The sequence below is a fragment of the Georgenia yuyongxinii genome, assembly GCF_006352065.1.
Taxonomy (GTDB): Bacteria; Actinomycetota; Actinomycetes; order Actinomycetales; family Actinomycetaceae; genus Georgenia; species Georgenia yuyongxinii.
Genome location: NZ_CP040915.1, coordinates 505,836 through 519,399, shown reverse-complemented (window position 1 = coordinate 519,399; position 13,564 = coordinate 505,836). Strand labels below are relative to the sequence as shown.

The window sequence follows — 13,564 nt, the reverse complement described above, 5'->3', positions numbered from 1 at the left end:
TACGTCCCGCCGGCCGGACGGCCTGCTCGAGCCCAGCACCGACCGACGGTGTTGGGACCGAGCGACTGTGGTTGACCACGGTCGCTCGGTCCTATGACGGTCGGTCGATGCGGGGCCTCGGTGGCCAGACGCCTGACCTCAGCCGCGCGGCGCGGCCGGCGCCTCGGCGGACCGCAGGAGGGCGCGCTCGGCGGCGTCGGCGGCCGGTGTGAGCTTCACCGGGGCGTGCCGTGCCGCCTTCCGGCGCAGCAGCCGCATCGCGTTCACGATGACGATGAGCACCGACGCCTCGTGCACGAGCATGCCCACCGCCATCGTCACCCCGCCCAGCAGCACACCGGCCAGCAGCAGGACCACGGTGACCAGCGCGACGGCGATGTTCTGCCGCATGTTGTGCACGGTGCGCCGGGCCAGCCCGACGGCCTCGGGCAGCTTGAGCAGCTGGTCGCCCATGAGCGCGATGTCGGCCGTCTCGATCGCGACGCCGGTGCCGGCGGCACCCATGGCCACCCCGATGTCGGCGGTGGCGAGGGCTGGGGCGTCGTTGACGCCGTCGCCGACCATGGCCACCACGTGCCCCTCGGCCTGTAGCTCGCGCACGGCGTCGAGCTTGTCCTCGGGCAGGAGCCCGGCGCGGACCTCGTCCACCCCGACCTGCGCGGCCACGGCGCGGGCGACCAGTGGCTGGTCGCCGGTGAGCATGACGACCTTCTTCACACCGGCGGCGTGCAGGTTCGCGACCATCTGGGCGGCGTCCGTCCGCACCCGGTCGGCGACGGCGACCACGCCGAGTACGCGGCCGTCGACGGCGACCACCATCGGGGTGCGGCCGGCGCCGGCGAGGCGCTCGACGGTGGCGGCGGCTCCGCCGTCGTCGATGCCCTCCGCGACCAACAGGGGCAGGTTGCCCACGGCCACCCGGCGGCCGTTGAGGGTGGCCAGGATGCCCTTGCCGGGCACCGGGTCGGTGTGTGCGGGCAGGCCGGTGACGTCCAGGCCCTCGGCACGGGCGGCGTCGATGATCGGCCGGGCGAGCGGGTGCTCGGAGCCGGCCTCGGCGCGGGCGGCCCAGCCGAGCACGGTGGCACGGTCGGCGGCGGGGTCGAGGACGACGACGTCGGTCAGGTGCGGGCGGCCCTCGGTGAGGGTGCCGGTCTTGTCCAGGGCGACGGCACTGATCTTCGCGGAGGTCTCCAGGTATTCCCCGCCCTTGATGAGGATGCCGTCGCGGGCGCCGCGGCCGATGCCGGCGACGATGGAGACCGGGATGGAGATGACCAGCGCGCCGGGGCAGCCGATGACCAGCAGGGTCAGGGCGAGGACGACGTCGCCGGTGAGCTGCCCGACCACGACGGCGAGGACGATGATCCCCGGGGTGTACCAGGCGGAGAAGCGGTCCATGAACGCCTGGGTCTTGGCCTTGGCGTCCTGCGCCTCCTCCACGCGGTGGATGATGCGGGCGAGGGTGGTGTCGGCGCCGATACCGGTGGCGCGGACCTGGAGCAGGCCGCCGCGCGAGACGGTGCCGGCGAAGACCTGGTCGCCGTCGGACTTCTCGACGGGCATGGACTCGCCGGTGATGGAGGCTTCGTCGAGGGCACCGGTGCCGCCGATGACCTCACCGTCGACGGGCACCTTGGCGCCGTTCTTGACCAGGACGGTCTCGCCGGGTGCGACGGCGGCGGCGTGGACCTCGACCTGTTCGCCGTCGCGCAGGACGACGGCGACGTCCGGGGCGACGGCGACCAGCTCGGCCAGCGCGGAGCGGGTCTTGGTGAGGGTGGCCTGCTCGAGGGCGTGGCCGATGGCGAAGAGGAAGGTGACGGCGGCGGCCTCCCAGTACTCGCCGATGATGACGGCGCCGATCGCGGCGACCGAGACGAGCAGGTCGATGCCGATGACGCGTGCGGTCAGCGCGCGCACGGCCTTGACCACGATGCCGGCGCCGGCCACGACGGCGGCGGCGACCATGAGGAGGTCGGACACCGGGTCCGAGCCGAACAGCCGAGCCGCGACGAGGGAGGCCAGGATCAGCGCTCCCGAGGCGACCGGTACGGCCCACTGGCCGCGCCACCAAGTCCTTCTCATCGTTCCGTTCCCTTCGACGATCTCTTCCCTTGTGGGGCTGATCTCGACGTTAGGAGGGGCCGGCCGGAACGAGAATGACAGGCGTCAATCGACCGCAGAAGAGCGGCGCGCTGGGGCGGCGCCCCTACCGGCTCCGGCAATGGCGAAGTCTGGAACGGCGACTCAGCCCATCGAGGCGATCTGGATGAGGTTTCCGCAGGTGTCGTCCAGGACCGCGGTGGTCACCGGGCCCATCTCGGTGGGCGGCTGGGTGAAGTGCACCCCGAGAGCCGTCAGGCGCGCGTGCTCCGCCTTGACGTCCTCGACCGCGAACGACGTGAACGGGATGCCGTCCTCGATCAGCGCGTTCCGGAACGGCGCCACCGCGGGGTGGTTGCTGGGCTCGAGGACGAGCTCGGTGCCGTCGGGCGCCTCGGGCGAGACGACGGTGAGCCACTTGACGTCGCCCATGGGGATCTCGGTCTTCTTCACGAAGCCGAGCACATCGGTGTAGAAGGCGAGCGCCTTCTCCTGGTCGTCGACGAACAGGCTCATGTGGGTGATCTTCATCGGGGTTGCTCCTTGGTCCAGCGGTCGGTGAGGCCCACGAGCGGGCGCGGGTCCAGGTGATGGATGGTGTAGCGGCCCTGCTTCTGGCTGGTCACCAGGTCGGCGTCCTCCAGTACCTCCAGGTGCTGTGAGACCGCCTGCCGCGAGGAGCCGAGACCGTGCTTCATGGTCAGGCGGCCGCAGATCTCGAAGAGGGTCTGCCCGTCACGCTCGGTGAGCTCGTCGAGGATCGCCCGCCGGGTGGGGTCCGCGAGAGCCTTGAAGACGTCGGCCATACCGGAACGGTAGGCAAGTACACACTTGCCTGTCAACGGGCGCGGCGCAACGCCCGGGCACGCATGGCCCGGCTCACACGCAGGCCACCCGGATTGTGGTAGACCACCGGTGCGACGGCATGCTCCGGCATCAGGCCAGACGTCAGTCCCAATGAGAGGTAAGACCCGTGAGCTCCTACCCCCCGTACGGCCCGACCGGCCCCAACCCCGGCCCGGCGCCAGGTGGCGACGACCGCACGATCGCCGTGCTCGCCCACCTCTCCCCGCTGATCGCGATGGTGCTGAGCGCCGGCTGGCTGAGCTGGCTCGGGCCGCTGATCGTCTGGCTCGTCTGGCGGGACAAGTCCTACCTCGTCCGCAACGCGGCCGCCACGGCGTTCAACTTCAACATCACCGTGTGGATCGCCGTCGTCGTGGGCTGGATCCTGTTCATCACCCTCATCGGCATCCCGGTCGCGATCATCGTGTGGATCGCCGCCGTGGTGCTGCAGATCGTCTTCTCGATCATCGGCGCGATGCGCGCGAGCCGGGGCGAGGCGTACACGTACCCCATGCAGGTGCCGATCCTCACCTGAGGTCTGGCGTCAGCATCAGCCCAGCCCGGCCGGGAGCCGGGTGGCGAAGGAGCGCAGCGAACACCCGGCTGCGAGGGACGAGGAGACGCGCAGCACAGGTGAACATCTGATCACGATGCGCGTCTCGGCTCGTTGTGGACTGGAGATGTCCGATACGTTCTTTTGGCGGGGTGTGACGCCCCGCTACCGCATCTCCTTCGCAGAGCCAGGAACTCCCTTTCATGACGCAGTCCAACACGCCGCCCCCCGGCGCCCCGCAGTACGAGCCGCCGCAGTACGGGCAGACCCCCTCCGAGCAGTCGCAGTTCGACCAGCCCGCGGCAGCGCCCTACGAGCAGCCCCAGTACGGCCAGGTGCCCACCGAGCAGCCGCCGGCGTCGCCGTACGAGCAGGCCCCCTACGGCCAGCCGCAGTCGCCGCAGTTCGACCAGTACCAGCAACAGCAGTACGCGCCACCGCCGCCCTACGCGGCGCAGCGCCCGGGCAGCGGCATGGCGATCGCCGCGTTCGTCATCGGCATCGTCGCGCTCCTGCTCGCCTGGATCCCGGTCATCAACGTGATCGCGATCATCGGCGGCATCGTCGCGGTGGTCCTGGGCATCATCTCGATCCGCAAGGTCGGTCGTGGCGAGGCGGGCGGCAAGGGCTTCGCGATCACCGGCATCGTGCTGGCCGGGCTCGCCATCATCGGCAGCATCCTCATGAACGTGGTGTTCGGCGCCGTCCTCAACGAGGTCGACAAGACGGTCCAGCGCGAGCTCGAGTCCGCCTCCGCCGTCGTCGAGGAGCAGGCCGCCGACGCTGAGGCGGCCCTCGACGCGGAGGAGTCCGCCGCGGTGGACGGCGCGGCCGCCCCGGCCGGTGACGCACTCCCCCTCGGCCAGAGCGGTCAGATGGGCGACTACACGGTCGCGGTCAACGCCGTGAACCTCAACGCCAACGAGGTCATGGCCGACGCAAACCTCTTCAACAGCGCCCCCGAGCACCAGTACGTGCTGCTCGACATCAGTGTGGTCTACAACGGCGACGAGGAGGGCGACCCCTGGTTCGACCTGCTCTTCACCTACGGCGGCAGCGACGGCCGTCAGTACGACGACACCGGCTGCATGGCCACCGAGCCGAACTCCGTCGTCGACGTCCCCACCCTGACCAACGGAGGCGCCGCGGACTACCAGGTCTGCCTCGACGTCCCGGCGGCCGCGACCGAGGGTGGCGAGCTCTTCGTGGAGGAGACCCTCTCCTTCGACGACAACCGCGTGTACTGGGCGGTCCAGTAGTTCCAACGCACGCGAGGAGGGGCGCCGGCATCTGCCGGCGCCCCTCTCGTCTTCTCAGCCCCAGACCGCCCGCCCGACAGGCGGGCACCGCGGTCGGCGGGGTGGGTCAGAACGCCGCGGGCGCGGCCGTGTACCCGGCCTTCGCGACGGCGGCGACGAGGCTGTCCACGCTGACCTCGGGGGTGTGGTCGATCTCGATCCGCGCGGAGGCGAAGTGCACCTTCACCGCCTGCACGCCGTCGAGGCGGCCGACCTGCTTCTCGATCTTGGCGACGCAGGAGGGGCAGGAGAAGCCCTCGGCGCGCAGCACGGTGCGGGTGGTGGCGGGAGCGGTGGTGCTCATGGTGTGTCCTCTCTCGATTTTTCACCCGTCTTCGGGTGCTGATATCGACGTTACGAGCAGCGCCGGATAACGAACATGACGGCCGTCAATCAACCGCGATTCGCCGTATGGTCGAGCGAGAGACGGAGGCATTCGTGGGTTCAGACCAGGCGGGGACGACGGCGCACGCGGCCGTGCGGGGCGCGCGCGAGACGGCGGAAGCGCCCGCCGTGCGCCCGGCGCGGCGCCACATCCCGTTGCGGAGCACGTGCGCGCAGCCGCACGCGTGCCCCCGCCCGGTCCGGATGCAGGTGCTCGGGCAGGTCGGGTACTTCGCGGGCCTGTCCGAGACCGAGCTGGACGACATCGACCGCCGCATGGTGTCCCTGTCCTGGGGCGAGGGCGACCCGCTCTACCGCGCCGGCGAGCCCGCCGACCATCTCTACGTCCTGGCGGCCGGCCGTGTGAAGGTCTCCCAGCCGACGGCGGACGGCACCACGGTCATCACGGACCTGCTCACCCCCGGGGACCTCTTCGGCACGCTCTCCACCCTTGGCGAGCCCACCTACCCCGAGACCGCCGAGGCGCTCACCACCTCCTGCGCGTTGCGCATCGACCCGGCGGCGTTCCGGTCCGTGCTCACCGAGCACCCCCAGGTGGCCCTGCGCGTGCTCGACGACGTCGCGGCCCGGCTCGCCCGGGCACGCTCCGCCGTCGGGGATCGGATGAGCGGGTCGGTGTCGCAACGGGTGGCGGCCACGCTCTTGCGGCTGGCGGACAAGCTCGGTCAGGAGCGCGCGGGCGACGGCGGCACCCTCCTCCAGCTGCCGCTCAGCCGTGCGGACCTGGCGGGGATGACCGCGTCGACGCCGGAGTCCGTCTCACGGGTGATGAGCAGGCTCCGCAAGGACGGCGTCATCGACTCGGGCCGGCGCTGGACGGCGATCCTGGACCGCGAGCGGCTGGCACGGGTGGCCGCGGGCGAGTGAGCGCCCCGACGTCGTCGGGGGGCGGAACGCTGCATTGAGATGGAGCCGCCTGTCGGAATCGAACCGACGACCGTCCGCTTACAAGGCGGGTGCTCTACCAGCTGAGCTAAGGCGGCGAGGGCCGGGGACGAGTCTGCCACGAACTGCGCGGCAGCCTCGTCACCGGCCGGTCGGCGGGACATCGCCCCGCCGTGGTCAGCGCATCAGGCCGCGTTAACCGCCTCGGCGAGCCCGCCGGGCTCGGTCCAGCCCTCGAACTCCTTGCCGTCGATCAGGACCGTGGGGGTGCCGCGGTAGCCGTCCTTCTGGAACTGCTCGCGGGCGGCGACGCCCCACTCGATGAACTCGCGGTCGGTGAAGGTGTCGGCCACCTCCTGCGGCACGCCGGCCTCGACAGCGGTGGTGGCGATCTGCTCGTCGGTCGGCTCCGTGCCGGCTGCCCCGGCGAAGAGCTCGAACAGCCCGCGCTGGAAGGCGTTGTAGGCCTCAGGCGCCTGGTCGGCGACCACCGCGACGGCGTTCGTGGCGCGGGCGGAGAAGTTGGTCCAGTCCGGCTCGGAGAGCCAGGGCATCGGGTGGTAGACCACGGTGGCCTCGCCGGCGGCGACGAGCTCGTCGATCGCCTCCCCGTTGACCTCCTCGAAGGTGGCGCAGTGCGGGCAGGTGAAGTCGAGGTAGACGTCGATCACCGGCGCACCCTCGTTCGCCGTGCCGGCCACGAGGTCCGCACCGAGGGAGACGCCGCCGTTCTCGAGGGTGGTGTTCGCGGGGACGACCGCGACGTTCTCGATGGCGGGCTTGTTGCCCTCGCGCACGATGGCGAAGACGGCGATCGCGACGATCACGATGAGCGCGATCACCCCGCCGATCAGCAGGTTGCGGTTGCGCTTCTCGCGGGCGGCCTGCGCGTCGCGGAGCTTGCGGGCCTCCTCGCGGGCGGCCTCGCGCCGCTGGGCCTTGGGCATGTTGGTGGACATCGGTGGTTCCTGTCGTTTGGTCGTGACGTGGGTGGTGCCGGTGCCGGCAGGTGCGTCCTGGTGGGGCGGGGCCGCTCAGCCCAGGGCGCCGACCGGCGACGGCGGCCCGCGCCGGTGCGGACTGCGCCGGGTGTCCGCCGGGTCGGGGAGGACCACGTCATGGGCGACGGCGAGGCGTGCTGCCGGGACCACCACACTCGATCCGTGGGAACGGAATGCCCCCAGGAGCCGGAGGGCCAGGGCGACGACGACGGCCCGGGCCGCGCCGACCACGCCGGCTAGGCCGGTGAGCAGGCCGAGGTGTGCGAGAAGGGTGGGCACGGCCACGGCGACGACGACCGTCAGCGCCTGACCTGCCGTGGCGCCCACGGCGAGGGAGCCGTACGGGCAGGCCTCGTCCGGGCTGAGCAGCGCCAGGCGCAGCCCGGCCTGGGCCCACCCGCCGCCGACCGGCACGCAGTGCAGGCTGGCGGCGCCGGTCAGCAGGGCCAGCAGGAGCGGTGTGCACGCGGCGACGGCCAGCACGGCCCCCAGCCGCCACCGATCGGTTCGCACACGCACCGTCCCAGGGTACGGGGGCCGCTAGGCCAGCGCGTTCACCACGGCCAGCAGATCCGCCGGCACGTACTTCACCTGCCCGGCCACTTCGGCGAGCGGCACCAGCTCCACCTGCTCGCCGCGCAGCGCCGTCATGACATCGCTGCGCCCGGTCTGGAGGGCCTCGACGGCGGCGTGCCCGAAGCGGGAGCCGAGAATCCGGTCGGCCGGCAGCGGAGTGCCGCCGCGTTGGATGTGTCCGAGCACGGTCACCCGCGTGTCGAAGCCGGTGCGGGAGGCGATCTCCGAGGCCACGCGTCCGCCGGTCGTCCCGGCCACGATCTCCCCGTACCGGCCAAGCTCCACCTCGAACTGCATGGAGGTACCCTCCTTCGGCACCGCTCCTTCGGCCACGACGACGATGGAGAACGACGCGTGCGCGCGGTGCCGGTGGCGCAGGAAGCGCTCCACCTTGTCCATGTCGAACGGCGATTCCGGGGCGAGCACGAGCTCGGCGCCGCCCGCGATGCCGGCATTGACCGCGATCCAGCCGGCGTGGCGGCCCATGACCTCCACGACCATGACGCGGTTGTGCGACTCGGCGGTGGTGTGCAGCCGGTCGATCGCCTCGGTGGCCACGTGCACAGCCGTGTGGAAGCCGATGGATGCGTCCGTGCCCGCTACGTCGTTGTCGATGGTCTTCGGGATGCCGATGACGTTGATGCCCCGCTCCGCCACCTTGCTGGCGGCGTGCAGCGTGCCGTCGCCCCCGATGCAGATGAGCGCGTCGATGCGCTCGGCTTCCAGGGTGGTCTGGACGGCGTCGAGCCCGTTCGCCTCGTGCGGGTGGTAGCGCGCGGTGCCGAGAAGCGTGCCGCCGAGTGGCAGCACGCCGCGGATGTGCTGGCGGGTGAGCGGCACGATGTCCCCCTCCGCCACGCCCTTCCACCCGTTGCGGAACCCGATCACCGAGTGGCCGTACGTGCCGACGGCGTGCTTGACGACGGCGCGGATGGCCGCGTTGAGCCCGGCGCAGTCGCCGCCGCCCGTGATCAGACCGATGCGCATGGCGCCTGCCTCCTCCAAACAGCGGACTGTCCGCGTCCGTTGTTCAGTCTAGGTTCGCTTCTGGAGGCGGTGCGGGACCGTGCCCGGGACCGGCAGGGCGTCAGAAGCCGAAGGGCGGCCCGGGGAGGGGCGACCAGCTCGGCGGCGCCGGGGCCACCAAGACCGTCTGCGCCACCAGCACGACGGCCACCAGAAGCACCAGCACCACCAGCAGGGCGCGGAAGCCACGCGTCGGGGTGAGCACCTCCACCATCGCGCGTGCCCCGTCGCGTGCCGCGCGACCGCCGGGGGCGAACCAGGCGGCAAGCAGGGCAAGGAGCGCGGCGGCCCAGAGCACGATCGGCTCGACCAGCCGCGGGTCGCCGAGCGCGGTGAGGATCCACCAGGTCGCGGCGCCGACGGTGACGCCGATGAGCGCGCCGGGCAGGCTGCTGAGGACGCCGCGCACCAGGTGCCAGGGCAGGCCGGCGAGCATGCGCGCGTCATCGCCCTGCCGGACCCCGCGGCGCAGGCGCGACGCGCGCCGCGAGCGGCCCGCCCAGCCCGTGGTCGCGGTGAGCACCAGCAACGCCGCGACGACCACCAGGAAGGCTCCCGGAAAGGCGGTGGCCACCGCGCTGACACCAAGGCCCACGGCGCCGACCACCAGCGTGCGGCGCCGTGCCGGGAACGCCCACGCCGGTGGTGGCTCCTGGAAGCCGGGCTGGCCCGGGTAGGGCTGGATGTCCCCGCCGGGCCGGCCGGGGAAGGGCTCGGCGCCGTAGCCGCCGGGGTGGCCGGGGCCCATGGGCAGCCCTCGGTCGACCTGATTGCCGGGGTAACCCGTGCCTGCCTCGGTCGGGGGATACCCGGAACCCATCACGTCCTGCCGGGGGTGGCCGACCGGTCCGCCCTGCCGCGGTGGGTAGGACTCCGGCATCCGCGGCGGCTGGGCCGGCATCGTCTGGGTGGCGGGCTCGAGCGGCAGCGCCCGGGTGGCGGGCTCTACCGGGAACGTGCGCGTGGCGGGCTCCGCCGGGTACGCCCGCGTCTGCGGCTCGACGGGGATCGCACGGGTCGGCGGCTCGCCGACCGGGGCCGAGCGAGAGCCGGCCGCCTCCTGCGGCACCGCCGTCGCGGCGCTGGGTCCCGCGGCGCTGGGTCCCGCGGCGCGGGTGCCGTCCTCGAAGGGAGAGACGGCTGGGAGGCGGGGACCGCCGTCCGGCATTGCCCTGGTGGCTGCGCCACCCGCCACGGCACCGCCCGCACCGGCACCGGCACCGGCACCGGCACCGGCACCGGCACCGGCACCGGCAACTGTGGAGCCGGCTAACCCGGCCATGCCGAGCACCCGAGTGAGCTTGTCATCGCCCCACTGACCGTCGAGGACGGCGAGCACCCCGTCGGGGCCGAGCCGCTGGGCCGGGTCGGGGTCGAGGGCCGCCCCCAGGGCCCGGGCGACGACCGGGTCGAGGCCCCCGGTGTCCGCCTGGCCCGTGGCGACCCGGGCGAGCACGGCACCGGTGGGCCCGCGCCCCGAACGGTGGCCGGCCGGTGGCGGCGAAGAGCAGCACCGCAGCCCAGCCCCACCAGTCGCACACCGGGGACGGCTCGGCGCCGGCGATGACCTCGGGGTCGAGGTAGCCGGGGGTGCCGGTGACCATCCCGGTCTGAGTGAGACGGGCGTCGTCGGCCACCTGGGCGATACCGAAGTCGATGATCACCGGGCCGTGCTCGCTCATCATGACGTTGCCGGGCTTGAAGTCGCGGTGCACGACGCCCACGGCGTGGATGGCGCGCAGCGCGTCGGCGAGGCCGTGGGCGAGGGTGGAGAGCTCGGAGGGGGTGAAGGGGCCGTCCTCGGCCACGTCCTCCTCCAGGGTGGGGCCCTCGATGAGCTCGGTGACGACGAACGCCTCGGCGTCCTCGACCTCGGCGTCGAGCACGCGAGCCACGCCGGCCTCGCGCACCCGGTGCAGCAGCGCGACCTCGCGGGAGAGTCGCTTGCGGGCCTGCGGGTCGGCGCCGATGTGGGGGTGGAGAAGCTTTAGCGCCACCCGGCGCCCGTCGGCGTCGACCGCCTCGTGGACAGTGCCCATCCCGCCTGCGCCGATGCGACGCAGGAGGCGGTACCCGCCCACCTCGCGCTGCTCACCGTCGCCCGTCACGAATGACAACCTACTTTGCTGGGGCGGCGCGAGACCGGCGTCACACCAAGACGCGCCTCGCCACCGACCCCGGTAGCGTGGCTGGCAGGCCACTGAAGGAGTCGAAGCACCGCATGCCCGCCGGAGACCATGAGTTCGTCGTCGTCGCCAACCGCCTGCCCGTAGACATCACAGTCGAGCCGGACGGCTCCCTGAGCTGGGAGCGCTCCCCCGGCGGGCTCGTCACGGCACTGGCACCGATCATGCAGAAGAACGCCGGCGCCTGGGTGGGCTGGTCGGGCAGTGCCGGGTTCGAGCACGAGCCGTTCGACGGCGAGGGCATGCGCCTGTGGCCGGTGCCGCTCAGCGAGCAGGAGGTCGCCGACTTCTACGAGGGGTTCTCCAACGCCACCCTGTGGCCGCTGTACCACGACGTCATCGTCGCGCCGGAGTTCCACCGCAACTGGTGGAACGCCTACGTCGCGGTCAACCGGCGCTTCGCCGCCGCGGCGGCCGAGGCGGTCGCGCCCGGCGGGACCGTGTGGGTCCACGACTACCAGCTCCAGCTCGTCCCCGCGGTGCTGCGCCTGCTGCGCCCGGACGTGAAGATCGGGTTCTTCAACCACATCCCGTTCCCGCCCGTGGAGATCTTCGGCCAGCTGCCCTGGCGGCGGCAGGTCGTGGACGGCCTGCTTGGCGCGGACCTGGTCGGCTTCCAGCGCCCCGGCGACGCCTCGAACTTCCTACGCGCCGTGCGCCGCCTGACCGGGCTGCAAGTCCGCGGCCCGCAGGTGACCATCCCCGGCCGCTGGTCCCGGCCGGACCGGCAGGTCCGCGCGCAGGCGTTCCCCATCTCCATCGACGCCGCGTCGTTCGACGAGCTGGCCCGCACCCCCGCCGTGCTCGCCCGCGCCAAGGAGATCCGCAAGAACCTCAACAACCCCGAGGTGCTCCTGCTCGGCGTGGACCGGCTCGACTACACCAAGGGCATCCGGCACCGCCTCAAGGCCTTCGGCGAGCTCCTCGACGACGGCCAGCTCCGCGTGCCCGAGGCGTGCATGGTCCAGGTGGCCAGCCCCTCCCGCGAGCGGGTCGAGCAGTACCGGCAGCTGCGCGACGAGGTGGAGGTGACGGTCGGGCGCATCAACGGCGACTACGGCACCCTCGGCCGCGCCGCCGTGCACTACCTGCACCACTCCTACCCCATGGAAGAGATGGCCGCGCTCTACCGGGCCGCCGACGTCATGCTCGTCACCTCCCTGCGCGACGGCATGAACCTCGTGGCCAAGGAGTACATCGCCGCCCGCTCCGACCTCGGCGGCGCCCTCGTGCTCAGCGAGTTCACCGGCGCGGCGGACGAGCTCCACCAAGCCCTGCAGATCAACCCGCACGACATCGACGGCACCAAGGCGACGATCATGCGCGCGATCGGCATCGACCCGCGGGAGGGCCGACGCCGGATGCGCAGCATGCGCCGACGGGTGCTCCAGCACGACGTCCAGCGGTGGGCCGACGACTTCCTCGGCTACCTCGCCATGTCCGCCCCGAGCCACCTGGAGCACGCATGAGCGCCGACGACCAGCGCCCCACCACGCCCCGCCACCGCGCGGACAACCCCGTCGACGCCCCCAGCCCGGTGAACGGGACGCGAAGCGGCAACGCTCCGGGGCACGCCACGGATGACGGCGGAGCCGCCGAGGTGGCCGGGGACGACGCGGGCGCACCCGAGGTGGCCGGGGACGACGCGGGCGCACCCGAGGTGGCCGGGGACGACGCGGGCGCACCCGAGGTGGCCGGGGACGACGCCGGCGTCCCGGGCCCGGGCGTGGCCGCGCCGCTGTTCACCGCCCACCTGGAGGAGGGCCTGGACGCCGCCCTGCGTGCGTTCGCCGCCGCGCCCACGATCCTCGTGGGGCTCGACTTCGACGGGGTGCTCGCCCCGATCGTGCTCGACCCGAAGATGTCCCGGATGCTGCCCACCTCCGCGGCCGCGATCGCGGACCTGGTTGCGCTGGCCGGGGTGACGGTCGCCGTCGTCTCCGGCCGGGAGGCGAACGACCTGGTCGCGCTCGCCGACGTGCCCGCCGGCACGAAGGTGGTGGGCAGCCACGGCGCCCAGTGGGGCACCGTCGTCGCCGGGCCGGACGGTGCCGGCGCACTGGAGGCGAGCCCGGTCGAGCTCAGCGCCGACCAGGCCGAGCTGCGCGCGGAGCTGATCCGCCTTACCCACGAGATCGCCGACGGCGTCGAGGGCGCCTGGGTGCAGGAGAAGCCCGCCGCCGCCGTCCTGCACACCAGGCAGGCCGCCCGGGACGACGCCGCCCGGCTCACCCAGGCCGTGCTCGACGGCCCGGCCACCCGGGCCGTGCAAGTCATCGTGGGCAAGGAGGTGGTGGAGATGGCCGTGCTCGAGGTGACCAAGGGCGACGCGCTGGTGCGGCTGCGGCCGGAGACCGGCGCCGACGCCGTCCTCTACGCGGGCGACGACACCACCGACGAGGACGCGTTCGCCGTCCTCGGCGAGGGCGACGTGAGCATCAAGATCGGCGACGGCGACAGCGCCGCCGCGTACCGCGTGACCGACCCGGAGGAGTTCTCCGCCGTGCTCGTCCGCCTGGTCCAGCTGCGTCAAGGGACTTTGGACACCTTCTCGTAACACTTCTGTGCGAAGATGACCTCGGTGGTTGTCGCGGACATTGTGCCGCGACTCCGCTGTGTCAGAGCGGACACGACCTGGCACCTTCACTACGGATCGTCCGGCACGTACCTGCCGGTGGAGGA

13 protein-coding genes and 1 tRNA gene are annotated in these 13,564 nt (G+C 72.6%); 5 read left to right on the top strand and 9 right to left on the bottom strand.

Translation table 11 applies throughout. The features are described 5' to 3' along the window. Window positions 1–138: 138 nt before the first annotated feature. The 3 genes from FE374_RS02345 to FE374_RS02335 form a co-directional block, all read right to left on the bottom strand. Window positions 139–2,088, bottom strand: coding sequence for a heavy metal translocating P-type ATPase (locus FE374_RS02345; protein WP_139927063.1), 1,950 nt, complete (start codon window positions 2,086–2,088; stop codon window positions 139–141). A 162-nt stretch (window positions 2,089–2,250) separates the two neighbouring features. After that, window positions 2,251–2,637 carry a VOC family protein gene (locus FE374_RS02340; protein WP_139927062.1) on the bottom strand — a complete coding sequence of 129 codons (387 nt, stop codon included), beginning with the start codon at window positions 2,635–2,637 and terminating at the stop codon, window positions 2,251–2,253. After that, entirely contained in the window at window positions 2,634–2,912 is a 279-nt protein-coding gene (locus FE374_RS02335; protein WP_139927061.1) for an ArsR/SmtB family transcription factor, read from the bottom strand. The genes FE374_RS02340 and FE374_RS02335 overlap by 4 nt, the downstream gene beginning before the upstream one ends. Before the next feature lie 167 nt (window positions 2,913–3,079). Here FE374_RS02335 and FE374_RS02330 point away from each other — a divergent pair, with 167 nt between their 5' ends. Both FE374_RS02330 and FE374_RS02325 read left to right on the top strand, forming a co-directional pair. Continuing rightward, window positions 3,080–3,487: a DUF4870 domain-containing protein gene (locus FE374_RS02330; protein ID WP_230978430.1), complete on the top strand. Its 408-nt coding sequence runs from the start codon at window positions 3,080–3,082 to the stop codon at window positions 3,485–3,487. 221 nt (window positions 3,488–3,708) lie between these two features. After that, window positions 3,709–4,764, top strand: coding sequence for a DUF4190 domain-containing protein (locus FE374_RS02325; RefSeq protein WP_139927060.1), 1,056 nt, complete (start codon window positions 3,709–3,711; stop codon window positions 4,762–4,764). Between the two features lie 106 nt (window positions 4,765–4,870). Here the strand turns inward: FE374_RS02325 and FE374_RS02320 are convergent, their stop codons facing one another. Further along, on the bottom strand, window positions 4,871–5,107 hold the full coding sequence (locus tag FE374_RS02320; RefSeq protein ID WP_139927059.1) for a heavy-metal-associated domain-containing protein: 237 nt from the start codon (window positions 5,105–5,107) through the stop codon (window positions 4,871–4,873). Window positions 5,108–5,241: 134 nt separating this feature from the next. Between FE374_RS02320 and FE374_RS02315 the strand changes: the two genes are divergently transcribed. After that, window positions 5,242–6,075 (top strand): Crp/Fnr family transcriptional regulator, encoded by an 834-nt coding sequence (locus FE374_RS02315; protein ID WP_230978429.1) that lies wholly within the window; start codon window positions 5,242–5,244, stop codon window positions 6,073–6,075. 40 nt (window positions 6,076–6,115) lie between these two features. On the opposite strand, the gene FE374_RS02310 is transcribed toward FE374_RS02315, so the two are convergent. The 5 genes from FE374_RS02310 to FE374_RS02280 all read right to left on the bottom strand — a co-directional run bounded on the left by FE374_RS02310 (window position 6,116) and on the right by FE374_RS02280 (window position 10,804). Beyond that, a tRNA-Thr gene (locus tag FE374_RS02310) sits at window positions 6,116–6,191 on the bottom strand. Window positions 6,192–6,278: 87 nt separating this feature from the next. Then, complete coding sequence (locus FE374_RS02305; protein ID WP_139927057.1) at window positions 6,279–7,052, bottom strand: DsbA family protein; 774 nt, start codon at window positions 7,050–7,052, stop codon at window positions 6,279–6,281. A gap of 75 nt (window positions 7,053–7,127) precedes the next feature. Beyond that, window positions 7,128–7,613 carry a hypothetical protein gene (locus FE374_RS02300; protein WP_139927056.1) on the bottom strand — a complete coding sequence of 162 codons (486 nt, stop codon included), beginning with the start codon at window positions 7,611–7,613 and terminating at the stop codon, window positions 7,128–7,130. A gap of 21 nt (window positions 7,614–7,634) precedes the next feature. Continuing rightward, window positions 7,635–8,657 carry a 6-phosphofructokinase gene (locus FE374_RS02295; protein WP_139927055.1) on the bottom strand — a complete coding sequence of 341 codons (1,023 nt, stop codon included), beginning with the start codon at window positions 8,655–8,657 and terminating at the stop codon, window positions 7,635–7,637. Window positions 8,658–10,000: 1,343 nt separating this feature from the next. Further along, on the bottom strand, window positions 10,001–10,804 hold the full coding sequence (locus tag FE374_RS02280) for a serine/threonine-protein kinase (protein ID WP_139927052.1): 804 nt from the start codon (window positions 10,802–10,804) through the stop codon (window positions 10,001–10,003). A 113-nt stretch (window positions 10,805–10,917) separates the two neighbouring features. Between FE374_RS02280 and FE374_RS02275 the strand changes: the two genes are divergently transcribed. After that, window positions 10,918–12,351, top strand: a complete 1,434-nt coding sequence (locus FE374_RS02275) for an alpha,alpha-trehalose-phosphate synthase (UDP-forming) (RefSeq protein WP_139927051.1) — start codon at window positions 10,918–10,920, stop codon at window positions 12,349–12,351. Beyond that, complete coding sequence (gene otsB / locus FE374_RS02270; RefSeq protein WP_139927050.1) at window positions 12,348–13,439, top strand: trehalose-phosphatase; 1,092 nt, start codon at window positions 12,348–12,350, stop codon at window positions 13,437–13,439. Before FE374_RS02275 ends, otsB begins: the two co-directional genes overlap by 4 nt. Window positions 13,440–13,564: the final 125 nt, after the last annotated feature.

Coding starts and splice junctions, on each gene's coding strand:
- FE374_RS02345 (WP_139927063.1), bottom strand. CDS start 2,088: ATGAGAAGGACTTGGTGGCGCGGCCAGTGGGCCGTACCGGTCGCCTCG.
- FE374_RS02340 (WP_139927062.1), bottom strand. CDS start 2,637: ATGAAGATCACCCACATGAGCCTGTTCGTCGACGACCAGGAGAAGGCG.
- FE374_RS02335 (WP_139927061.1), bottom strand. CDS start 2,912: ATGGCCGACGTCTTCAAGGCTCTCGCGGACCCCACCCGGCGGGCGATC.
- FE374_RS02325 (WP_139927060.1), top strand. CDS start 3,709: ATGACGCAGTCCAACACGCCGCCCCCCGGCGCCCCGCAGTACGAGCCG.
- FE374_RS02320 (WP_139927059.1), bottom strand. CDS start 5,107: ATGAGCACCACCGCTCCCGCCACCACCCGCACCGTGCTGCGCGCCGAG.
- FE374_RS02305 (WP_139927057.1), bottom strand. CDS start 7,052: ATGTCCACCAACATGCCCAAGGCCCAGCGGCGCGAGGCCGCCCGCGAG.
- FE374_RS02295 (WP_139927055.1), bottom strand. CDS start 8,657: ATGCGCATCGGTCTGATCACGGGCGGCGGCGACTGCGCCGGGCTCAAC.
- FE374_RS02275 (WP_139927051.1), top strand. CDS start 10,918: ATGCCCGCCGGAGACCATGAGTTCGTCGTCGTCGCCAACCGCCTGCCC.
- otsB (WP_139927050.1), top strand. CDS start 12,348: ATGAGCGCCGACGACCAGCGCCCCACCACGCCCCGCCACCGCGCGGAC.